Annotated in this window: 18 protein-coding genes and 1 tRNA gene; 17 read left to right on the plus strand and 2 right to left on the minus strand. The window is 52.1% G+C overall.

The features are described 5' to 3' along the window. Nucleotides 1–4 precede the first annotated feature (4 nt). The 4 genes from HCR00_RS06745 to efeB all read left to right on the plus strand — a co-directional run bounded on the left by HCR00_RS06745 (nt 5) and on the right by efeB (nt 7,320). On the plus strand, nt 5–3,661 hold the full coding sequence (locus tag HCR00_RS06745) for a proline dehydrogenase family protein (protein WP_167143940.1): 3,657 nt from the start codon (nt 5–7) through the stop codon (nt 3,659–3,661). A 97-nt stretch (nt 3,662–3,758) separates the two neighbouring features. Then, nucleotides 3,759–4,760: an iron uptake transporter permease EfeU gene (gene efeU / locus HCR00_RS06750; protein ID WP_167143943.1), complete on the plus strand. Its 1,002-nt coding sequence runs from the start codon at nt 3,759–3,761 to the stop codon at nt 4,758–4,760. Further along, nucleotides 4,747–5,964 carry an iron uptake system protein EfeO gene (efeO, locus tag HCR00_RS06755; protein WP_167143946.1) on the plus strand — a complete coding sequence of 406 codons (1,218 nt, stop codon included), beginning with the start codon at nt 4,747–4,749 and terminating at the stop codon, nt 5,962–5,964. Before efeU ends, efeO begins: the two co-directional genes overlap by 14 nt. A 15-nt stretch (nt 5,965–5,979) precedes the next feature. Next, complete coding sequence (gene efeB, locus HCR00_RS06760) at nt 5,980–7,320, plus strand: iron uptake transporter deferrochelatase/peroxidase subunit (protein WP_167143949.1); 1,341 nt, start codon at nt 5,980–5,982, stop codon at nt 7,318–7,320. A 46-nt stretch (nt 7,321–7,366) separates the two neighbouring features. Here the strand turns inward: efeB and trhO are convergent, their stop codons facing one another. Continuing rightward, nucleotides 7,367–8,302, minus strand: coding sequence for an oxygen-dependent tRNA uridine(34) hydroxylase TrhO (trhO, locus tag HCR00_RS06765; RefSeq protein ID WP_167144020.1), 936 nt, complete (start codon nt 8,300–8,302; stop codon nt 7,367–7,369). Between the two features lie 87 nt (nt 8,303–8,389). Between trhO and HCR00_RS06770 the strand changes: the two genes are divergently transcribed. From HCR00_RS06770 to HCR00_RS06825, 12 genes are all read left to right on the plus strand, one after another. Then, complete coding sequence (locus HCR00_RS06770; RefSeq protein ID WP_167143952.1) at nt 8,390–8,869, plus strand: type III secretion system chaperone family protein; 480 nt, start codon at nt 8,390–8,392, stop codon at nt 8,867–8,869. Nucleotides 8,870–8,871: 2 nt separating this feature from the next. Continuing rightward, the gene (locus tag HCR00_RS06775) at nt 8,872–9,366 is read left to right on the plus strand and encodes a type III secretion system chaperone family protein (RefSeq protein ID WP_167143955.1); all 495 of its coding nucleotides are present in this window, start codon (nt 8,872–8,874) and stop codon (nt 9,364–9,366) included. 118 nt (nt 9,367–9,484) lie between these two features. Beyond that, nucleotides 9,485–9,565: transfer RNA gene (locus tag HCR00_RS06780), tRNA-Tyr, on the plus strand. Nucleotides 9,566–10,552: 987 nt separating this feature from the next. After that, entirely contained in the window at nt 10,553–11,503 is a 951-nt protein-coding gene (locus HCR00_RS06785) for an ABC transporter ATP-binding protein (RefSeq protein WP_166987990.1), read from the plus strand. Continuing rightward, on the plus strand, nt 11,500–12,282 hold the full coding sequence (locus tag HCR00_RS06790; RefSeq protein WP_208317188.1) for an ABC transporter permease: 783 nt from the start codon (nt 11,500–11,502) through the stop codon (nt 12,280–12,282). Before HCR00_RS06785 ends, HCR00_RS06790 begins: the two co-directional genes overlap by 4 nt. Before the next feature lie 132 nt (nt 12,283–12,414). Next, a complete protein-coding gene (locus tag HCR00_RS06795; RefSeq protein ID WP_167143958.1) occupies nt 12,415–13,788 on the plus strand; it encodes a YcaO-like family protein in 1,374 nt (457 codons plus the stop codon). A gap of 11 nt (nt 13,789–13,799) precedes the next feature. Further along, complete coding sequence (locus HCR00_RS06800; protein ID WP_166987984.1) at nt 13,800–14,174, plus strand: hypothetical protein; 375 nt, start codon at nt 13,800–13,802, stop codon at nt 14,172–14,174. A gap of 1 nt (nt 14,175) precedes the next feature. Further along, entirely contained in the window at nt 14,176–15,081 is a 906-nt protein-coding gene (locus HCR00_RS06805) for a TOMM precursor leader peptide-binding protein (protein WP_167143961.1), read from the plus strand. A 9-nt stretch (nt 15,082–15,090) separates the two neighbouring features. Further along, entirely contained in the window at nt 15,091–15,855 is a 765-nt protein-coding gene (locus HCR00_RS06810) for a hypothetical protein (protein ID WP_166987978.1), read from the plus strand. Between the two features lie 33 nt (nt 15,856–15,888). Continuing rightward, nucleotides 15,889–16,815, plus strand: a complete 927-nt coding sequence (locus HCR00_RS06815; protein WP_166987974.1) for a SagB/ThcOx family dehydrogenase — start codon at nt 15,889–15,891, stop codon at nt 16,813–16,815. Between the two features lie 12 nt (nt 16,816–16,827). After that, nucleotides 16,828–17,547 carry a CPBP family glutamic-type intramembrane protease gene (locus HCR00_RS06820; RefSeq protein ID WP_166987971.1) on the plus strand — a complete coding sequence of 240 codons (720 nt, stop codon included), beginning with the start codon at nt 16,828–16,830 and terminating at the stop codon, nt 17,545–17,547. Next, nucleotides 17,544–18,668 carry a hypothetical protein gene (locus HCR00_RS06825; protein WP_166987968.1) on the plus strand — a complete coding sequence of 375 codons (1,125 nt, stop codon included), beginning with the start codon at nt 17,544–17,546 and terminating at the stop codon, nt 18,666–18,668. The genes HCR00_RS06820 and HCR00_RS06825 overlap by 4 nt, the downstream gene beginning before the upstream one ends. 102 nt (nt 18,669–18,770) lie before the next feature. Here HCR00_RS06825 and HCR00_RS06830 read toward each other — a convergent pair whose 3' ends face one another. Next, nucleotides 18,771–20,753: a M13 family metallopeptidase gene (locus HCR00_RS06830; RefSeq protein WP_167143964.1), complete on the minus strand. Its 1,983-nt coding sequence runs from the start codon at nt 20,751–20,753 to the stop codon at nt 18,771–18,773. A gap of 17 nt (nt 20,754–20,770) precedes the next feature. On the opposite strand from HCR00_RS06830, the gene HCR00_RS06835 reads away from it, so the two are divergent. Next, complete coding sequence (locus tag HCR00_RS06835) at nt 20,771–22,081, plus strand: MATE family efflux transporter (RefSeq protein WP_166987962.1); 1,311 nt, start codon at nt 20,771–20,773, stop codon at nt 22,079–22,081. Nucleotides 22,082–22,094: the final 13 nt, after the last annotated feature.

Here is a 22,094-nt window from a genome sequence, read left to right on the forward strand (position 1 = left end):
ATTTATGGAGACTCCCGAAGAGCTAACCGGCAAAGATATAAATCAAGTTGCTGCAGTGTGGGCAGAGATTCCCGCCCGTGCCGCAGCGCGCGTCGCTCTCTGGGTGAAAGCAGCCGAGCCTGAGCAGCACTCACTGTTTGAAGAGGTCAGTCAAGACCCAGATAATTTGTCGTTTGCAAACCGTCTGCTGCAACTTATTGCCGGCACCGAAGATGCAGTAACCGCTGCCTTTGGCCTGCGTGAGCTTGCGCAAGAGATTCCCGAATCGGTTAATTTCCGCGACCGTTTAACACTCCAAGCCGGCTCGATCGGGGCGCTAGGTATGCCGTGGGCGGTGATGCCGTTGGCGCGCAAATGGATGCGTGAGCGCATCGCTCACCTGGTTGTCACAACAACTCTTCCGGGCGATTCAACTAAAAACAGTCCCGCAGCAGCACTGCTCGAACCGCTCAAGGCTTTGACTGCGCAGCAGACCCCAGCTGTGGTCGCCTTAACCGGCACCCCGGTGCTCGGGCCTGTGGCCGCCAGTCACGAGCTGCGCCGGCTGCTCGCTCTCGCCTATCGACCTGAGATAGAGCACCTACTTGTTGATATTTCCCGGCTGGTGCCGGGCTCTGTATGGGGTGCCGCAACTCGCACACAGCGTGCAGTGACCGCGCTCAGGCAGTTAATCCAAGAAGGCAGCGAACACGGCACGCAGGTGACCATTACCGCCGGAAACTACGCTGACGCAAAGCTTTTGCGCAGTATCGTGCTGCGACTGCTGGCTGAACCAGATCTTTTACAGCACCGCTTTGGTGTCACTCTGCAAGCGGAGATGCCGGAGGCCGCGTCGATGCTGACCGTCTACAGTGTGCAGGCAGCAAGTCGCATGCAAAACGGTGGTGCCCCGCTGGAGCTGCGCATTGCCACAGCATCCACTCTGTCGGAAGAATCCATCACTGCGATTATTTCGGGGCAGCCGGTTGCAGTCCTCGAATCGCGTGCGCAGGTTGAAGCAGCAGCATTGCGGCTGCTGCGACAGGCACACCTAACGCCGGGTCTTAGCACTGTGCTCGCGAGCGATTCTGCCTACTTGGTTGCTGCGGCATTGGAGCTCTTTGGTTCAGAGCAGCTCACAGTTGAGGTGCGTTCCGGGCTGGCGGCTGAACTACTGATTGCCCTGCGTGCTGCGGCGGTGCCAACTCGCGTTCATCTGCCGGTACTCAGCCGGGACGAATTTTCTGGTGTGGTACCGCAGATTCTACGCTTGGTGGCAGAAGCGGCCGATCCTGGGGCCGCGCTAGCGTACCGCCACGCTCTGAACCCGCTGCACCCGGGCGCTGCGACAGCGCGCGAAGCAGAACTCGCCAATCTCGAACGGGTGTGTGAGTTGGCGGCGAGCGCACCACCACTGCCTCATCGCACGCAGGATCGCACTGCGGAGTGGGATCCGTCTGTGCGGGATTCGTCGCTGTTTTTCCATCCCGCCGGTGATACCCACATGTATGAAACGGGCGGGCTCACCGCTGCCGTGCTCGGGCTTTCTCGCAACCAGGAAACGGGTGAGATTATTCTTGACCAGGCGGCGCAGACTCGCAGCCTGCCGATTGTTTCCGACTCTGGTTTTGCTAATGAGCCGGAGACGGATGCAACAGTTGCCGTTAACCGGGACTGGTTCAAGCAACAGCTGCAGGATCGTGCTGCTGCAGCCGCGGGGCAGCTCTCTGACACCACGGAACCAACCGTGATCCGCAAGAGTGGCGCAAAACCACTGCACGACAATCTTGCTCTGCGCGCCCGTGTGCTGCGGCGGATTGCTTTAACAACCGCGGCTGAGCGCGATTCTTACACGCAGCTTTTTGCGCGCACCACCACCCTGAGTGCGGCCGCAATTGATGCTGAGGTAAATAAGCTAATTGACTCAGCGCGTTATCTGGCGCAGCAGGCCGAGCACTTGATCCGCGTGCGCGGCGCCCACTTTTTACCGCTCGGTAACACGCTGCTGCTTAGCGATTCTGCCAATCTCTTCGGTGATTTGCTTGTCAGCTTTTTAGCTAGTTTTGCCGCGGGGAATCACAATTTGATTGGCGCCCCTAACGCACTTGCACAGGCCGTTAATGAGGCGTTAGAGGGGTGGCGCAGCGCGGGGCTTCCCGCAGGGGCTGCCGCTATTACTGCGTCGAGCGACCCAGCTGCTCTTGCCTTAGATGACAGCCTCGTAAACTCTGTTGTGCTTGGCAGCTCTGCGCTGCGCGAGAGTTTGCAACGGTATGCGCCGGGGCTGCGCACGCAGGGGCGCTTCACCCAGGTTGGAGTTGCGGCAGTTACAACAGCGGCAGATATCGACAGCAGTGTGCGCGCTATCGTTGCTTCGGCATTTACCGGCGCCGATAGCGGTTTACGGAGTATCCGCGCAGTGGTGGCACAGGGTGCGATGTATCGCTCTGAGCACTTCCGCGCTCAGCTCGCTGATGCGGTGCGGCAGGTTTCTCCCTTCCCCGCAGCAGCTTTCACGGGCGGATCGGGCGTTGGTGTCGATAGTTTGCAGGTGTTCGCGCCAAAATTAGGCACCCCGCCGACGGCAGCGCAGTTGCGAGCGCTCACAACATTAGAGCGCGGTGAAACGTGGCTTGTCACTCCGCGGCAGATTGACGATGCCGGATTGGTGTGGTCGCCGGGCGTGAAACTGGGTGTGCGAGCCGAGAGCGATTTTTGGGATGTTGCGGCGACAGTTCCTGTGCTTGGCGTGCTGCGCGTAAGCACTATGCAGGAGGTTATCTCTGTCAGCAACCAGGTGAGTTCTGGGGCGGTGGCAGCGCTCTTCAGTTGGGATCCCGATGAGATTATTCCGTGGGCTGAAGAGGTGCGTGCGGCGAGCCTGACCGTCAATCGCGCCACTACTGAGGCGAGAGTGGAGCGTCTGCCGAGCGGAGCCTGGGGTCTAGCCGGATCGGGTGTTGCCACCCTCTCAGGTGGCCCGCATGAGCTGCTGGGTCTGGGTGCTTGGAAGCTGCGCGAGGGAACCGCCAGCTCAACTCTGCACCTACGCGGCCTTGATCCAGAAATTACCGCGCTGATTGAGACCACACAGGAGTGGCTGAGCTACCACGAGTATGACATGTTGCGACGCGCTGCCCTTTCGGATGCGCTGACATGGCGCACCCAATTAGGTATTGTGCGCGATGTTGCGGCGCTCGGTGTCGAGCACAATGTGCTGCGATACTGGCCGGTGCCCACTGTGATTCGTTTGGCCGAAGACCAACCCTTAGAACCGCTTGTGCGTGTGCTGTCTGCCGCATTGTTGGTTGGCGCGCCAATTACTGTTTCAACGGGAACCGTGCTCCCGGACTCGATACTAGAGCTGCTCGAACGACAGCAGGCCTACTACCGTCTCGAGAGCGATGACGTGTGGCTTGAGAGTGTTGCGGTGTCACATCCTGATGCCGGCGGTCGGCCTGCAGAGCGGATCCGCCTAATTGGCGGTGATGCTGCCCAGCTCTCTGAGTGGCTGAGTGCCCGCCCAAATATTGGCGTCTGGGCTGAGGAGGTAACTCTGGCAGGGCCGGTAGAGCTGCTGACATTCCTGGCAGAGCAGTCGCTTTCGATAACGAATCACCGCTACGGGATTATGTGGGAACTGCCTGAGGTGCGCGACTGGCTGCTCGAGCTCGGTCGCTAGCTAGAGTTAGGACTTCCTAACTTCATCAGATCTATGTACAATTGGTTAAGTTCGGGCACCAATGTGCTCAAACAAGCAACCAACACTAAAGGATCAGATGCTCGCAACATTCCTCATCGGCTTTCGCGAAGGGCTTGAAGCTGCGCTCATCGTGGGTATTTTGATCGCATACGCCAGGAAGTGCGAACGGCCCGATGTTGTAAGGCGCATCTGGTTCGGAGTTGGTTTCGCGATTCTGTTATCTCTAATAACAGGGTGCATTCTCACCTATGGGGCCTACGGACTGTCTTTTAAGGCGCAAGAAATCATTGGTGGCACCCTCTCCCTAATCGCAGTCGCGATGGTCACCTCCATGATTTTCTGGATGCTGCGCACCGCAAAAACACTCGCAACCGAGCTACAGGGAAAACTCGCAACACAAATGATTACGGGCTCTGCGTGGGGCATAGTCGCCCTCGCCACCGTATCGGTTGGGCGTGAGGGGCTTGAAACAGCCCTCTTTATCTGGGCAACCACAAAAACTTTTGAGCTTGGCCCGCTTGCAGGGTTTGCCAGCGCGGTCGCCGGCATCGCAGTTGCTGCTCTTCTCGGCTGGGCGCTGCAGGCCGGGCTTGTGCGCATCAACCTTAGCCGCTTCTTCCGCTGGTCGGGTCTTTTGCTAATCATTTTTACCGCCGGAATACTTGCGTATGCGATCCACGACCTCCAAGAAGCAGACGTGCTTCCCGGCCCGTTTGCGCTGCCTCCGGGCTGGGCGCCCGCAGCCCTACACGGCTTATGGGGCGAAAATGCCTGGGCTTTCCAAATCGGCCATATTATTGCGCCAGACGGCCTGCTGGGATCCCTGCTAAAAGGCACAATCGGTTTCAGCCCAGAAATGACAAAACTCGAAATCTTCGGCTGGTTGCTCTATCTGTCAATCACCCTCACAGTCTTTATTGTGCTCCAAAAACGCCCGGCTAAACCCTCGGTTGCAGCCGCCGCAACCCGCTGCGTTGTCGAAGCACGAAATCCAAATCACACCTCTAACAAAAAGCAGTTAGTGGGTGGCGGCACCACCAACGCCTCTTTCGAAAGGACAGCCGTTGAACGCTACTAAGAAACACCTCGGCGCCGGTGTCGCCCTGCCCGCAGCAGCATCCCTCCTACTCGCTGGCTGTGTGCCAAACGTTGATGCCGCAAGCGATCCGAGCCAAAATATCGCCGTTACCGCAACCGACACCGAGTGCGCAGTATCCATGAGCAAAGCGGAAGCGGGCGTTATCACGTTCAGCATTAAAAACGAGGGCAGCAAGGTAAACGAGTTCTATCTCTTGGGTGAGAACGGTCTCACAATCAAAACAGAAATAGAAAATATCGCACCCGGCACCTCACGCGATCTCACATACGTCGCCGATCCGGGCACCTACTTCACCGCTTGCAAACCCGGCATGGTGGGCGCCGATATCGGCAAAGCAGAGTTCACGGTGAGCGGTGAAGTGCAAGCACTCCCAGCCGATGAGCAAGAAGCCATTGACGCTGCCTTAAACGAATACATTGCCTACACAAAACAGCAGGTGCAAGAGCTTCTGCCAAAAACCGAAGCGTTTGTGAAGGCTTACGTTGCCGGCGACTTTGACACAGCAAAGACACTCTACCCAACCACCCGTGTGCACTATGAGCGCATCGAACCAACGGCAGAGCAGTTTGGTGACCTGGATCCACGGATCGACTACCGCAAGCCCGGCGCAGAAGCCGAAAATATTCCGTTTGAGGGTTTCCACCGGATCGAAATGGATATGTGGATCGATGCCGCCCGCGCTAACTACCCTGATGAGGATATTCAGCCTCTCACAGAAGCCGAGCGAGCAGAGCTTGGAGCGGGCCTTAAGAGCGCTGTGCAGGAACTTCACGACCTGGTAACAAGTGATGATTTTGAGCTCTCACTCGCAGACGTCACTAACGGCGCTGTCGGATTGCTCGACGAGGTAGCCGCCCCTGACGGCAAACTCCCCGGTGAAGAAAATGAGTTCGCGCACACCGATCTCTTTGATTTCTACGCAAATGTTGAGGGCGCAAACGTTGCGTATGAATCTGTGCGCAAGCTTGCAGAATCAAAGGGTGAGACAGGTGCTAACCTGGTTGCCGAACTAGATAAGCAGTTTGCTGCAATGCTCGCACTGCTTGACACCTACGGCTCATATGACAAAGGTTTCGTAAACTATGAAACTGTTACCACCGCCGAGCGCAACGAACTGGGCGCCCAGCTGTCGGCACTCAGCGAGCCACTCTCGAAGCTAACAAACACCGTGCTCGGTCTCTAAGAAAATTTAAGGACAATGCCAGAAAACTCCCGCAGCCCCGAGTCTGTTACGCCGTCGGCCCTAGCGCCGTCTCGGCGTGCGGTGCTCGGGGCTCTGGGTGCCGGCGTTGTCGGAGCAGCATTCGGGTCTATCGCAACCGCGAGCGCCCTCTCGGGAAATAATGGAGTCGGTGGCAGTAAAACCGTAGATGTGCTGCACGGCACAGTGCCGTTCGAAGGAGAGCATCAAGCGGGCATCACCACCGAAGCGCAGGATCGGCTGCACTTTGCAGCCTTTGATTTAGTGCGCAGCGCCACCCGCGATGATTTGATCTCACTTTTAAAGGATTGGACGGCCGCTGCCCGCTTGCTCACACAGGGGAAAGAGGTTGGCACCGGCGCAATACCCGAAGCCGCTCTCTTGCCACCCGATGACACCGGAGAAGCGCTCGGCTTGGGTGCTGCAAACCTCACACTCACATTTGGCTTCGGCCGCTCACTCTTTGCAGATAAGAAAAATGGGCGTGAGACTATTGCAGATCCATACGGTTTGCGCGCTCAGCTGCCACCGGAGTTTGTGGAACTACCGCTGTTTGCTTTCGACCTTTTAAAAGAAGAAATTAGCGGCGGCGATCTCTGTGTGCAGGCCTGCGCGGATGATCCGCAGGTTGCTGTGCACGCAATTCGCAACCTCGCTCGGATTGCGGTTGGGCGTGCGCATCTGCGTTGGAGTCAGCTGGGCTTTGGGCGCACATCAGCTACCACCAGGGCGCAAGCAACACCGCGCAATCTCTTCGGCTTTAAAGACGGCACCACCTCAATTAAGGCTGAAGACTCAGAGGCGCTCGCAAACAACGTCTTTGTGCAGGCAGGCGTCGGTGTGCCCCAGTGGTTTGTTGGAGGCACATATCTGGTGGCGCGGAAAATTCAAATGACAATCGAAATATGGGATCGGCAGAATCTTGCGGAGCAGGAGCGTGTTATCGGGCGCAACAAGCTTGAGGGCGCCTATCTCAGTGGCGGATCGCAGGCGCGCGAGCACGACGCCGCAGACTTTACAGCGCGCGACGCAACGGGGGAACCATTGATCGACGTTGATGCACATGTGAAGCTCGCACATCCAGAAAACAATGAGGGTGTGCAGTTGCTCAGACGCGGCTACAACTATGTTGACGGCTCGAATGATCTAGGGCAGCTTAACGCCGGGCTCTTCTTTATCTCGTTTCAAAACGACCCCGCAAAATTTATTCGCGTGCAAAACTCGCTGAAGAGTGATCTGCTCAACGAGTACATTCGCCATATCGGCTCAGGGCTGTGGTTGGTGCCCCCGGGAGTTGGGCCGGGCGAATATATCGGGCAGTCACTCTTTAACGCTTAGCGTCTGCTATCTGAAGCGCAGGTAGCTCGCGCTTCGCACCCCAGAGTTAGTTTGTCGCAGTGAGCGTTGAGTGTTCTACACAACCAGCGGTTTTATGCTCTTCGCACGACACAAAACGCTGTTTGCACTTGTTAATGTTGCAGTTTGCAACGAAAACTGATTCGGTGCCACAAACTCTGCAGTGACCCAGCTTTTTAGCTCCCGGCGCAAAATCCATAGATTCACGGCCGTCAAAAATTGCGAGGGATCCTTCCCAGAGGCCGTCGTTACCAAACTGCTCACCGTAGCGCACGATACCACCGTCAATTTGGTACACATTCTCAAAACCGCGCTTGATCATAGCCGCAGAGAGAATCTCGCATCGAATTCCACCAGTGCAGTAGGTGATAACCTGCTTGTCTTTAATATGGTCATATTTGCCCGACTCAATTTCACGAATGAAATCATGGGTGGTTGTAACATCTGGCACTATCGCGTCTTTAAAACGCCCGATTTCAGCCTCCCAAGCGTTGCGACCGTCAAAGAACACAACGTCATCACCCTGGTTCTCAACCATCTCATTTACCTGCCAGGGCTTCAAATGAGTGCCACCACCGACTACACCATTCTCGTCAACCTCAGTTTCGTCAGGCAGCCCGAAAGCAACTAACTCGTCGCGCACTTTAACGCTGAGCTTGGGAAAATCTACGCTCTGCAACCACCGCGGAGAGCGATCTTTGCCGTGCATCACCTGTGGTTTTTCGGTGAGCCCGGTGCCGTCGCTCCACTTCACGTCAAGATTAAAACGCTCTCGTGTCGCACGCAGGTAAAGCTTGCATGCGTCGAGTTCACCACCGACCGTGCCGTTGATGCCGTGTTTTGAAATAATAATGCGACCACGCAAGCCGAGTTTTTCGCACAACTCTTTTTGCCACAGACGGATAGCGTCAGGATCAGCAACTGGCTGGAAAGCATAGTAGAGCAAAATCTTCGAAGTCACGATCCTATTTTATCCTGCCGCGCTTAAGACCGATATAAAGTCATACACCCCACAGCTAGAGTGGAAATATCAATAAACAGAGAGGCTGGCATGACGACGCAATCTAATCGACCCAGCGGCAGCGACCAGATACGTTTCGACGATAAACTGCACCCGCTGTCTCAAGAGCTCATAATTAAACACTTCACCAATAAGGGAATTCACTACTTCACAACCGATAGGGGCCTGCTCGGTGCCACATTCCGTGATGTGCAGTTTTTGTTTGCAATTACCGGCAACAGGCAGGAGCTGCTGTGCATATCTGGCCAGTGGCACCGCATAATCAGCGCTAATGCACTAGAGCTAGTGCGTGCATTCATTTCTGACTGGCACCGCGATAAGCTCTTCCCAAAAGCTTATATACGTATAGATGATGACGGCACTCTGCAGACCATCACCGAAGTTACAGTCGACTATGAATACGGATTAACTTTCGATCAACTGCAAACACACATTGATCGCGCAGTCATTAACACACTCGACTTTGTGACAGAGCTTGAAGATCTAATGTTTAAAGAGGGGGTGCGATAACAGTGCGTGAATCATCTACGACAAATCCCGACGCACCGGAGCCTCTGCAGCAGCAGGTGACAGTCGTAACGTTGGGGCGCTTAATCAAACTATTTGATAGTTACGAGTGGCACTATGAGCTTGACGAGGAAGGCTACATAAAAGGCCTTTGGAACAACTATCTACACTATTTCCACCTCGATGAGGGCACTAGCAATATCCTGCATATAACCGCCTTTGCCCGTGAATCAGTTGACCCGGCACGGCGCGATGAACTAGAGGCGTTCATCGACGACTGGCATCGTGAGCGCCATTGGCCAAAACTAATTTATGAAGATACAGCAGACGGTGACCTATTGCTACGTGCATTATTTGCGCACGATTTCCATGCTGGGGCGACAGACGCACAGCTAGATCTATTGGTTAACTGTGCGCTAACAACCATTGCATATGCTCTGGACGCGGCCGCCGAACAATTCAGCACACCCGATACTGTGCTTCCTGAGCGCGACTATTAACCTTAGCCTCATAAAACCGCTCATCACACTCCCTTGTGTTCATAAACCCCACGCTAACTTTACAAAGCGTGTGTGTTTACCGTAAGATAAATACTCGGTCGTAATACTTTCGACCACTGGCGAGTTGCCCGAGCGGCCAAAGGGAGCTGACTGTAAATCAGCCGCGCAAGCTTCGGGGGTTCGAATCCCTCACTCGCCACAGTGTGATGTCTCGCGACATAGTTCCGGCTGTGTCGCGAGACATTTTTTATTTTGTGTTGGCATGTCTCGCGTCATCGTTCCATTTTTTGGGCTTGGGGTGTGATCAGGTTGTGGCGTTTGAGGATGCGCCAGATTGTTGCTACTGACGGGCGGTTGGCTTGGGGCAATTGAAGCCAGATGGAATGTGGTCCGTTGTCTAGTCCTTGATTGGTGAGTTGGTCTCGGATGCTCACTACCTGAGTGGTGGTTGTATCGGTGTATTGGTGCGGGTTTGATCGGGGTGCTTTCGATTGCGGGTCAACGGCTTCTAAGCCTCCTTCGTGGTAGCGCTGGAGAAGTTTTCGTACCCATCTTGGTTGAGACTTTGAAACGGTGAGCAGCTTCAGTGGTGCTCATGTTTCCTTCGATAATGGCCATGACGATGACCCGGTTCTTTTGTGTGTTGTTCATGATCGTACGATGCCTGCTAAAGCGGAACGATCACGTGAGACACCCCGGAACGATCTCGTGAGACATCAATGCTGTCATGGTGATCAGTCAGGGCGGAACGATGTCATGAAACCACACACCTCACTCGCCACCAACTAGATGCTGGTTTGGGTACATTCCAAGCCAGCATTTTTTTATACCCGCGGCCGGGTTTTGAGGGAAGTAAAAGATTTATTCACTTAGCGTAATGTCAATACAAACTCTATGCAGATTTAAGTTCTTGCTATATTGTGATAACAATACTCATTATTCTTATTAGTCATTTGGATTGGAGAAACTCATGGACTTTACGCCTCTCGCAGAAGAGAAGCATTTCTCAGCAGAATCCGCTGTAGCACCGGGTGGCTGGTGCTGCTGTTGTTGCTGCTGGTGCTGGATCAACATCTTCAACTTCTAATAAGAATTCGATTTATGGTACGCAAGTTCTGCGCACCATAAATAACTTAAATTTTGAGCATCCATACAAAACAACGACTCGAACGCAGAAGCGGTAGCCATGTTAGAAGTATCCGCAAAAACTGATGATTGCGTAGGGACGAAGCAGAAGATCGCGTCAGTCTCTGGTCTTGTAAAAGTTTACAACGGCCTCAGTGTTGTCAATGAGATATCCTTCGACCTCCTGGCTGGCGAGACTACTGTTCTTGTGGGGCCAAATGGATCTGGTAAGACAACCACTATGGAGATGCTTGTTGGGCTGCGCGCCCCAACTAAAGGTTCGGCTACAATCCTCAACATCCCAGTTGTCCCAGGTGGAGAACATAGGTTCTATACTGGAGTCCAACTTCAGAGCTCTGGTTTTCCCTCGCGAATTAAAACTAGGGAAGTGATCCGCGCTACTGAATGTTTATATTCGGATCCCGCAGACTGGCGTACAATGGCATCAAAGCTTGGCGTGGACAATTATCTTGACAAAACAGTCGACAATCTATCTGGCGGGCAGAGGCGTCGTCTTGATATCTTGTGCGCTGCTATTGGCCGCCCTTCTTTGCTTGTGCTTGATGAGCCCACCTCCGGTATCGACCCCGAAGGGCGTTCAGTTGTCTGGGATTTTGTGCGTTCCTTAACCTCTGAAGGTTGTACTGTATTAGCCTCAACTCATGACATGGCTGAAGCGGAAGCATTTGCAGATGTGCTTCTTGTCATGGATCGAGGGAAAATTCGTCTTAATGGAGCTGTCGACGAGGTTCTAGCAAGTCTTGGAGGAGATCGGAGACTTCGCATAACGGAACCACCCGAACATATAACCGAGTTGATAAAAAAGTCAGGTCTTCACTACGGTCATACTGGATTGTCCATCGTTGCTATCGGAAACGCGGACGCAATTGCTGCCGTATCCGCTCAAATAAATCACCTTGACAGTGCTGCCGATATATTAACCGGTCCGGTTAGGCTCGAAGATGTCTTCGCTGTCATTACAGGTATAGAACAAATGTCCGGAGACGAATGATGATGGTGCAGCATGGCAAGGCCGGATCACGAGTAAAAATACTGTGGGTATGGTACAAGCAGGAACTTGTGCTTTTGTTTAGAGAACCGATAGCAGTATTCTTTTCACTGGCCTTTCCGATCATCATTTACATGTTCATCGGTGTCCCGTACGCAGAAGAAATACTTCCTGGAACTCAGATCAAATTTATCGATATGATGTTTCCTTCACTTATTGGAACGGTGGCAGCGAATCTACTACTTATGGGATTGCCGGTTTATGTTGCGGAATTACGTGCACGGCAGGTAGACAAAAGATATCGCTCGCTACCTCTATCTGGGTTGAATTTCGGTTCTGCGGTAATTCTAGCGATGCTTACGTTAACCATCGCCGCTTCTAGTCTTATTGTTGTAATTGTTAGCTTTATGCACGGTCTTCGCCAGGAAGCAATCAATCCCGTGTTCCTGCTGCTGAACGTAGGACTTATCGCGTTTTTATGCTGTGTTGGCTTTTTCCTTGGGACGCTACCATTTGGAACACGCACGATTAATGCCCTCACCGCCGCAGTATTTTTCATCATGTTTTTCGGTTCCGGTGCAGCGGCTCCGTTAGATGCGCTGCCAAAACTCTTACAGAAGATACTGGAGTGGAACCCGCTAAAAATCTGGTTCGACTGTCTTGTGTCTTTATACACAAGCTCGCCGTTCCCATCGGGCGGTGTGTGGAAGCTCGCCATCACTTTTGTTCTAGGGCTCATCCTTGGACTGATTTCTCTCAGAAGTTGGCGGAGAACGGAATAACCTACCATGACTAAACCTTTCTCACAAGCAAAGTCAGCTGAAATCTTGCCGTTGAATGTCACAGAATATAACCGTGACATACCTTGGTTAAACGTACGGCACACTTCTCGTGAATGGTCTTCAATTGGAGACATGCTCGATTCATACAGTCCCTTCGGCGAAGTACGCACTGTGTTAACCTCCCTTCGTCCAGGCATTGGTTTCAATGGCTATCAAGGTTCTGCTACTGCTATGTCCTTGGACCACACACTTCGACGCCTAATCGGCCTACCGGCACTCCCTACTGGTCTTGATAGAGATATTTACGGTGGCGGAAAAGGTCTCACTCTTGAAGATGCCATCTTGTCATCCCTAGGCGAAGCCATTGAACGTATGATTGGTTCATTTTCCTCGTTGACGTCACAAACAGACAAGTTGGAGCGATGGGCTTCGGCAAATGAGCTTGAATGTGCTGGCGAAAAGTTTATCGGCCCTGATGACATCCAACTATTTGCACCGGAGCAATTCGAAGATCCTAATTTCCTATGCGAACCTTGGCATAAGGATGCAAAACTTTTGTGGATTTCCGGAACAAATCTGTTGAGCGGAGATAAAATCTATGTGCCTTCGCAACTCGTTCACCTTTTTTACATCCGCCAATCAGGGGAAGCCCGAGTTGGAGTATCAAGTTCAGGTGGTTTAGCAACGCATCGTGACTCCGCAGCATCTTTAGCACACGGCATTTTAGAGCTCATTGAACGCGATGCTGCCAATCTGTCGTGGTACTGCAAAATTCCACCACGTCCTATCATTTTTGACCGAAAATTGACAGATCCACATATTGTCCGTTGGATTGAAAGCGCTGAACGCGCTGGTGTAGACGTCACCTTTTATGCTCACCGTACGGACTGCGAGGGCGTTACTGTAGTTACAGCTATATCGGTGGAGCAAGGCCTGGATGACTTTTGTTATCTAGCAGGTGGCGGGGTAGGGGTGACACCTGAGCAGGCAATCCGCAGCGCAATTGCGGAATTAGTTCAATCAGAACGAATGGTTAGAATTCCTCGCCTTGCCCCTAATTGGAGAATCGTCCAGGGATTCAATCGCCTATTTGGCATCAACAGAGATGCAAGTAATCATGATTTTGACAATTTCATCCAAGTAGTTCCTTTTTATGGCTATGCGGAAAATCAAAAGAAACTCGATTGGTATTTGCGAGACGAGACTATCGAGCCTATTCGACTAAGTGAACTATCTATCAAGTTTGCACACATGAACGAACTTGATGCGGCTCTTGAGATTTGCAGACGCTCAGGTTTGACACCAATCGCATTTGATTTTACTCCTGTTAATTTCAGTTCAATTTCCCTGACAAAGGTGTTCATTCCAGAGCTTGCCCCAGCTTTTCCTCCGAACATGCAAATGCTTGGTCACAAACGGTACGCAACGTATCGATGCCTCATAGGTGAATCGTCATCTCTGCAAGAATTTTCTGAGCTCACCGCCGATCCTCTCCCGTACCCGTGATGGAGCGTAGAATGCGAATTCCAAGGAATACCCTACTTTATCTCTATGCTGTGCTTGTTATTAAGCTCATTAGCATCGCAATCTCCGCGATTTCGCATGCAGCTGGTTGGATCTGGGTTCCTAAGTCATCAAATGCTGTAGTTGGGGTAGCTCTTGCTTTTGTTTTATCAAGCATGGTATTCCTTACAATCAAACCAAAACTGGGACTTGCCTCTACCGCTACATTCGGTGCTCTTACTTTCTACGGTGCAATGTCTTCTTTTATTACAGGCCACTACCTTGCATGGTCTGCCATTGCAGCACTTACTAGCCTCGCGCTCGTTGGCCTTACTATCCTTGGCTTGCGTCAAATAAACACCCCTCATTATCTAACGAAAGATGAATGACATGACTACTTCTTTAGATTCGCGTCTTGTTCTGAATCCTGCCATCCAACTTATTCGTTCAACAAACGATGAGGTTATAGTGCGATTCGGCAGTCGTGGACGTGCATCCAGAAGAATTGTAGATCCTCGTCGTCGTGGAATTCTCTCTGACCTCGCATTCTCATTTGATAACGGCGCTTCACGGCATAGTGTTCTTACGCAATATGGTGAAGAGGGTGCTGAGCTCCTTGAGGCTCTTGTTAACAACGGAGTTCTTGTTCCTGCAGATGATCTCGATTTCGGATTCCTTACGATTGGATACGGCACGGCGATTCCTGATATCGATTCACTAGCGGTGATCGGCGAAGGAAAATTCGCAGTAGAGTGCACTCGCTTACTTGAAGATGCGCTTGGAGACAAAGTTGCCATTTCTGTATCATCAAAAATAGAGGTTTCCGAACAACCGGCTGATTTCACAGTTTGTGTTGCTGACAGCCCAAACATCGGCTTGTTTTATGACATGAATGAATATGCGCTCTCTTATGGGGTGCCATGGCATGGCGGTTATCTTGATGGTCCTGAGATTGTTGTTGGACCGTTGTTTGTCCCAGCTGAAACAGGTTGTTATCATGATTTCGATGTCATGGAAGAAGCTGGGCGGTCCATGAAGCTCAACCATCTCTATATGAAAATGAATGGCTCCGCTAGCATACCGACGCAAATTCCTGCATTTGTAGCATCGCTTGCAGCATCATATCTTACGTCCTCAGTTCTCCAGCATATTCTTGGTGTTGGATCCCACCTCGAAGGAAATTTCCTTCGTATTGATCTAGATCGTCTTGAAATTATTAGGCAGCGCGCAACCCGTCTTGCCCGCTGCCCTGCCTGCACCGAAAACCGCGCTGATATTCGCAGTCCTTTCCTGTAAGGAAGCAGCATGACACTCCGTAATGAACTTCATCCAGAACATATATATCGTGTTCTTGAACAGACGCTGATCCCTCCTGTCAGTGTACAAGAACTTGATCCAGACATCATTGAGTCGGCAGTAACACGGCTAAGCTCAACATCTGGCTCACCATCAGAGTCTTATCTCGTTAACTCAGAATTTACAGCGGCTGATCTCAAGAGGCTTCCTTCAGCTCAGGAAGCGCAGAATATCCGTAACTATTTCTTTTCAACGACAGTTGAAGGTTTCGAGAAATCTCTAGAAACACGCTGGGCGCGCAACTGGTCTCCGAACGAACCGCTAGGACAACTTCTGAGTCCCGCATGGACAAATCCGGTAGTCGCGCAAGGACTTTTTGGTGTGGATTTACTAGTTCTGTTCGAAGATCAACTTTGGCGACAAATCCCTAGTAAGCCTGGTGCTATCTTCGAGCAAAATGTTCCATCAAATTTTGCTGAACAAGTAGCAGCACAACTTCATGACAGTTCACAAGACCTATCCCACGGTCCGCTTCTTATCCTAGTGGGATCTCATGTACGCGTGCAGTTTACTCACGGAGTCCAAGCCACTCGAGCAATGATGCAGTCAGCAGGCATGGTAATTGGCGCACTGACTAACCAAGCACTCTCATTGCACATGCGTCCCAGTATTATTTCACACTTCAACAATAGCGCGCTAAATAGGCTTGTTTCTGCTGATGGCGTGGATCGAGCCGTCGCAACTATTTTTGCTGCGACGGTTGCCGACACGTAAAACTGTCAGGCCACTAACCATGAAAGGGAGATTATGCCTGATACTGAATTGTCACTGACGCCACGTGAGATGCTGCAAGCTGAGCTCAATGAAATCATCGGCTCACTACCAGATCACGCACTAATACCTCTGAAGGAAATTGCGGAGTCTGCGTATGACATCGTGAATAGCGGCATTTCCGAAGTCACCCTTCAACGAATCATTCAACGGATATTTGTTCGTTCGGTTAACGAATTTTTCACAGCAGAACATGTAAGTATGCAGATGACGCAAGAGCGTCTTCAAAGATACCGGGCATCAACGAATCCACATCAGATTCAACTCCCAGATACTGACGCGCCTGTAGATATTTCTTTTGATGACGTAGTTAGGCAGCGACGCTCTGTGCGCGACTATATGGCCACAGCCCTTTCACAGGAAGAGTTCGCTGCTGTCCTCAAGCGCAGTTTTGGCAAAAATGGTTCAGAGGATGGTTATGGGGTTCGAGATATTCCGCTTTACCCCTACCCGTCCATGGGTGGACTCTCCTCTTTCGACGTAGGAATTGTCGTACAAAACGTTGATGGTATTCCGCAGGGATATTATCGATACGATCAGGTAGGTCATGAACTTGAGTCTCTGATCACGGGAGATATTCGTCTTGCTCTCCAAGATGTGACTTTTGAATCTGATTGGCTGCTGTATGCACCTTTTGTTGTAGTCCTAGTTCATGATGCGAACTCTTTCCTATGGAAGTACCATACGCGTGGGTATCGAATTGCTCACATTGATGTTGGTGCTGCCATGCAAAGTTTGTACTTAGCTTCTTCCTCTGCAGGTCTCGGCTGCTGCGCGGTAGCAGGTTTTCTTGACGAACCAATAAACGATCTACTCGGATACAACGGTTTAGATAAATATGTGTCACTTGTAATCGGAGTGGGAAAACCTGCGACACCTTTACTCTCACGCCAGCCACATTAGGGAAATACCCCCGTGGATCTGCAAACCTTGATCGGTGGCGCCCTTGCCATCTCTATGACAGTGGCGTTCGTCGGCGTCGGCTTAACAGTACTGCCAAGATGGCGACACCGCACTGTTAGCGTAATGCCTGTCATACTTGCCGCCACAACATTTGCTGTCGGTACTTACTTTATTGTGACTCAAAATATTGCATCAAAGGTTCTTATTGCAGGTGCCGTAGGCGTTTTTGATGTTCAAATTTTTATTTTCAGCATCGCCGGTGGCTCTATATCAGCATTTCTTGCGTTTCGACTGGAAGCGATTATCACACAGCGCTGGTACCGCAACCGTGTTAGTCGTGACTTATCGTTCTTGTATATGCCAGTAGCTAGACGCTCTGAGACAATGAATGCAGTTGGACAGCTCGCCCAACGAAACTCAATTATTTTTACCGCTCTTTCTATTCTTTCTGCAGGAGGAGAAGAATTTTTCTACCGGGGAGTTTTTCTTCTTGGTGGCTTCACCTTTTTGCACGAAGATTTACTCTTCCACCTTCTTTTGCTACAAGCGATGGTATACGGAGTAAACCACATAGCGTTCGGCATCCCAGCCGTCGCCGGAAAGTCTGTTTTGGGCTTGATTCTTGGGGTTACTGCCGTAGCAGGCGGACCAATTGCTTCACTGTTAGTCCACCTGTTCTATCAATTCCTCGTCCTGCTGCAATTCAGGGTGAAAGAAAGGAACTGCTCATGATAGCCGTTTCATCTTATATGCTCATCGACTCCTCATGTGCTGTGACGGGTTATGTTGAAGATCTATGCGGAAACCTCTGTGCTGACTCTGAAAGTATTGCTTTGCAATGTCGGAAATTTGGTGTTGCTGCCATTCGTGATACAGGTTCAGGAATAGCGGCAAGTTTCCGATTTAACGCAAATTTAAATCCGGTTAGGCTTATAGGTGGAACTGTAACCATCACAGACTCGACTCCGCTCTCTCGGAGTGAAATTGTCATTGCAAACAGATCGCAATTGGATGGAATAGTTTCTTTATGTTTAGCAACAGGTGAGCGCTGGATTGGTGTTAGATCATCGCGCCCTGATTTCTTTCAAGCTGTTTGGGAAACAGCTAATCCGAAGGGTATCTCAGTCTCTGGACGTGGTTCTGGGGCACTTAAAGCGACGCGTCTTGGTCACGTGCAAATTATTGATGGAGTAGCCGCCTTACTTCCGAGTCAAAGCTCTCCTAGGGAGGCGCTCACTTCTGCTTCCAACGTTAAAGAAGATTCATGGTCTGAGCTAACGAATACGCTTCTAGAGCATGGAGTGCCTATTTGCACTGGTCTCGTGTCGCTACGTCGTGCAGTCTTTCTTAAAGAGGCGATTCAGGCACCCTATCTTCAAGAGTTGTCTAGTATAGTGCCTCACACTCGGTACCTGCAGCAGATGAGGCAAGGAATGGGGTATCTTACGGGAAAGCGAGCTCTTGAGGCTCACTCAGGAATGAGAGAACCTACCGGGAAAGAACGTCAAGGACTGGACAAAGGGTGGGAGCGACTCGTTGGCTGGATTGGGAATGCAGCGCAAGCAGGGGTAATCTTCTTACCTGCCTCAAAGGCCCCACAACTTGCTGTGATTCCAGGTTACGGTTTATTAGAGGAGCTTGCGCTTCTTGCCCATATCGGGATTTCAGCAGCTGACACTGTCACGCTTGCTACTACAACTGCGGCTGAAATCTTTGGTATCCAAGCCATTCCTGGAAAGCTTGCGATACGAAGGGCCTATTCTAAAAATCCTGCGAAGGAAAATACCCTTGGCGCTACGGAGATTTCTGAACTGAATCGTGATTCACTCTTATCTCTGACACCCGCGGGTTGAGTGCTCTACGCAGATCTGATCGAGCACACACAGCAAGCTGATGAAAATTATTGTGCCCGCCCCGCAGACATTACGGAACGGGCACGGTGGAAACCACAAAACCTACCAAATATGCACGCGATCGGCGGGATCTAGCCAGAGTTGATCACCAGGCTTAGTGCCGAATGTTTCATGGAACACATCGAGGTTGCGCACGATTTGATTGCAGCGGAACTCATTTGGGGAGTGTGGATCGGTTGTTAGAAGTCGCACCGTCTCTTCCGGTCGTGACTTTTGCTGCCAGCACTGCGCCCACGAGTAGAAGAATCGCTCTGCAGCTGACAGACCGTCAATCACAGGCGCTTCTGCGAGCGAAATACCCTGATCTGCAAGGTAGAGCAGATAGGCCTTCCACGCTATCGACAAGCCAGCCAGGTCACCAATGTTTTCACCGATTGTCAGTGAGCCGTTGACGGTTTGCCCCTCGGCTCCCTCCGGGGAAAGCGCATCATACTGCCCGATCAAAACTGCGGTGCGCTCCTCGAAAGCTGCCCGATCCGCATCCGTCCACCAGTTGTTGAGCTGACCGTCGCCATCATACTGGCTACCCCGATCATCGAAACCGTGGCCAATTTCATGCCCAATAACAGCCCCGATTGCTCCGAAGTTTGTTGCTGCGTCAACATCAGCGCTGAAGAAAGGGGGCTGCAAGATAGCGGCCGGAAATACGATTTCATTAAAACCAGGGTTGTAGTAGGCGTTCACAGTCTGCGGAGTCATAAACCACTCCTCGCGATCAACAGGCGAGCCTAACTTTGCCCACTCAATGCGCGCGTGGAACTCCGCAACAGCGGCGGATGTCGCAAGCAGATCCTCACTCACTGCAAGCTCTGAATAGTCACGCCACTTCACCGGATAGCCAATCTTCGGCGTAAATTTAGCGAGTTTATCTAATGCTTTCGCCTTTGTTTCCTCGCTCATCCAGTCAAGCGCCTGAATCGACTGCCGGTAGGCCAAAATCAGGTAGTCGACGAGCTCATCCATTGCAGACTTAGCGCGCTCATTAAAGTGCTGAGCAACGTAAATGCGGCCGACAGCCTCACCCATCGCGCCCTCAGCACGGTTCACGCCGCGCCGCCACCGCTCGCGCTGCTTTTGTGCGCCTGTCAGCACGGTGCCAAAAAACTCAAAGTTTGCTTCGGCAAGCTCCGGTTGCAAGCTGCTTATCGCACCCTGCACAACACGCCAGCGATACCAGTCGATCCAAGCTGCAAGGGGCTCGCTGCCCAAAAGTTTAAAGAACTCGGCCACCGCAGAGGGCTGCCGCACAACCACCTCAGCAGGCAGCTTGACACCGAGAATATCGAAATATTCCTCCCACAGAATATTAGGTGTGAGCTTATCAAACTCGGCCCAAGACATAGGGTTGTATGTCTGCTGCACATCCCGCGAGCGCACCTGATCCCAGTGTGCCGCCGCTATTTTGGTCTCCAACTCAAAGATCGCCTGCGCTCTCGCAGCCGCATCCGCAACCCCGACAAGCGTAAAAATACGCTCAATGTGTGCAATGAATTTCTTGCGGATCTCGCCGAACTGCTCTTGCCGATAGTAAGACTCGTCCGGCAGAGTGATGCCGCCCTGGTTGACGAAGAGCATGTATTTTGTTGGGTCTTCAAGATCATTATCAATGTAGGCGCTAAGAAAACTTGCAAACCCGCGCATATCGTTCGCCGCAACAAGGCGAATAAGATCATCTAACGACTCAACCTCACTCACGCGGTCAAGCTCTCGCTGCAGTGGCGCTAGGCCGATCTCACGCAGCCGGTCTTCATCCATGTAGCTGTTAAACAGCAGCTGAATTTTCACAAGATCAGCAGCGTCACGGTCGTCGTCGGTTGTCTCGTCATTAACCTCGCTGTTTCCAGTGATAATGTCTCGCACCGCTGCTTCAGCGTTTTCATGCAAAATATGGAATGAGCCGTATCGCGCCTTATCAGCAGGAATCTCAGTGCGATCCAGCCACTTCCCGTTAACGTGTCGATACAGGTCGTCTTGTGGCCTGATATCTGGGTTCAATTCGGCAATATCGATACCTGATTTTTTCATACAACTAGACTACTGTTATGCGACGCGAAATTCTGCGGCTTGCGCTACCTGCGCTCGGCACCCTCATCGCCCAGCCACTGTTTGTATTGCTCGACACAGCAATGGTTGGCCATCTTGGTGCTCCGGCCCTCGCTGGCCTTGCGGTTGGTTCAACACTGGTCAACACCGTTGTTGGTCTCATGATATTTCTCGCCTACGCGACCACACCGCTGGTGGCGCGCAAGCTCGGCGCTGGGGATACAAAAGGCGCAGTCCAAGCGGGTGTTGATTCCATCTGGGTTGCGCTCGCTGTCGGTCTTGCCGCTGCTCTTATCACAGCGGCTATCGCGACACCATTCACACAACTGATGATGCGTGATAGCAGTGCTGAAAGCCCGATCTTCGCTGTGCAATACGCAACAATCTGCGCGCTGGGTATTCCAGCAATGCTGTTCTCAATGGCCGCCACAGGTCTCGAGCGGGGAATGCAAAACACGGTCACACCGCTCATCATCACCGTTGTTGGATTTGCCGCAAACGCTATTCTCAACGCAATTTTTATTTACGGTTTTAACCTCGGTGTTGCCGGCAGCGCAATCGGCACTGTTATCGCTGAATACGGCATGGCTGTGGCGTTTTTCGTCATAATTGCCCGGCGCGTCACACAGATACAGGCCAGTTGGCGCCCAAATCTTACGGGCGTGCGCGCCGCCGGTATCAGCGGCGGCTGGCTTTTTCTGCGCACACTCAGTATGCGTGTCGGGCTGCTGCTGGTTTTGGCAGCCGCCACGATCCGCGGCAATGAGGTCACCGCTGCCCTCCAAATTAGTACCGCAATTTTTGGCCTGTTCATGCTCTCACTGGACGCTCTTGCAATAGCGGCGCAGGCTCTCGTGGGTAAAGAACTGGGATCCGGCAGCGAAGATAATGTGCGGCAGGTGATGCGCTACACACTGCGCTGGGGTGCGGGTTTTGGAGCAATAATCGGCACTGGTTTGCTACTGCTCTCCCCCGTGCTCGGCCACGTATTCACCAGCGACCCTAGAGTGCTGACGCTCACCCCACCAGCCCTGATTATTCTCGCGTTAGCACAACCGGTTTGCGGGCTTGTTTTTGTTTACGACGGGATTCTCATGGGTTCCGGCGACTCACGCTATCTCGCCCTCACGTCACTGATAAACCTCGCGTGCTTCGCCCCGGTCTCAATTTCGCTTCTCATCTGGGGCGCAAATCTCCCCGAAATTACGTACATCTCTATTCTGCTGATCGCTAACTATCATCTGTGGATGCTGTCACGGCTCACAACACTCAGTCTGCGCACCCGCGGTTCTGCGTGGATGGGGATTTAAATCAGCTAGATTC

The organism is Canibacter zhoujuaniae, assembly GCF_011752005.1.
Classification (GTDB): Bacteria; Actinomycetota; Actinomycetes; order Actinomycetales; family Microbacteriaceae; genus Canibacter; species Canibacter zhoujuaniae.

Coding starts and splice junctions, on each gene's coding strand:
- HCR00_RS06785 (WP_166987990.1), top strand. CDS start 10,553: ATGTTAGAAGTATCCGCAAAAACTGATGATTGCGTAGGGACGAAGCAG.
- efeB (WP_167143949.1), top strand. CDS start 5,980: ATGCCAGAAAACTCCCGCAGCCCCGAGTCTGTTACGCCGTCGGCCCTA.
- HCR00_RS06830 (WP_167143964.1), bottom strand. CDS start 20,753: ATGAAAAAATCAGGTATCGATATTGCCGAATTGAACCCAGATATCAGG.
- HCR00_RS06835 (WP_166987962.1), top strand. CDS start 20,771: ATGCGACGCGAAATTCTGCGGCTTGCGCTACCTGCGCTCGGCACCCTC.
- HCR00_RS06770 (WP_167143952.1), top strand. CDS start 8,390: ATGACGACGCAATCTAATCGACCCAGCGGCAGCGACCAGATACGTTTC.
- efeU (WP_167143943.1), top strand. CDS start 3,759: ATGCTCGCAACATTCCTCATCGGCTTTCGCGAAGGGCTTGAAGCTGCG.
- HCR00_RS06805 (WP_167143961.1), top strand. CDS start 14,176: ATGACTACTTCTTTAGATTCGCGTCTTGTTCTGAATCCTGCCATCCAA.
- HCR00_RS06800 (WP_166987984.1), top strand. CDS start 13,800: ATGCGAATTCCAAGGAATACCCTACTTTATCTCTATGCTGTGCTTGTT.
- HCR00_RS06795 (WP_167143958.1), top strand. CDS start 12,415: ATGCTCGATTCATACAGTCCCTTCGGCGAAGTACGCACTGTGTTAACC.
- HCR00_RS06810 (WP_166987978.1), top strand. CDS start 15,091: ATGACACTCCGTAATGAACTTCATCCAGAACATATATATCGTGTTCTT.
- HCR00_RS06825 (WP_166987968.1), top strand. CDS start 17,544: ATGATAGCCGTTTCATCTTATATGCTCATCGACTCCTCATGTGCTGTG.
- HCR00_RS06815 (WP_166987974.1), top strand. CDS start 15,889: ATGCCTGATACTGAATTGTCACTGACGCCACGTGAGATGCTGCAAGCT.
- HCR00_RS06745 (WP_167143940.1), top strand. CDS start 5: ATGGAGACTCCCGAAGAGCTAACCGGCAAAGATATAAATCAAGTTGCT.
- HCR00_RS06790 (WP_208317188.1), top strand. CDS start 11,500: ATGATGATGGTGCAGCATGGCAAGGCCGGATCACGAGTAAAAATACTG.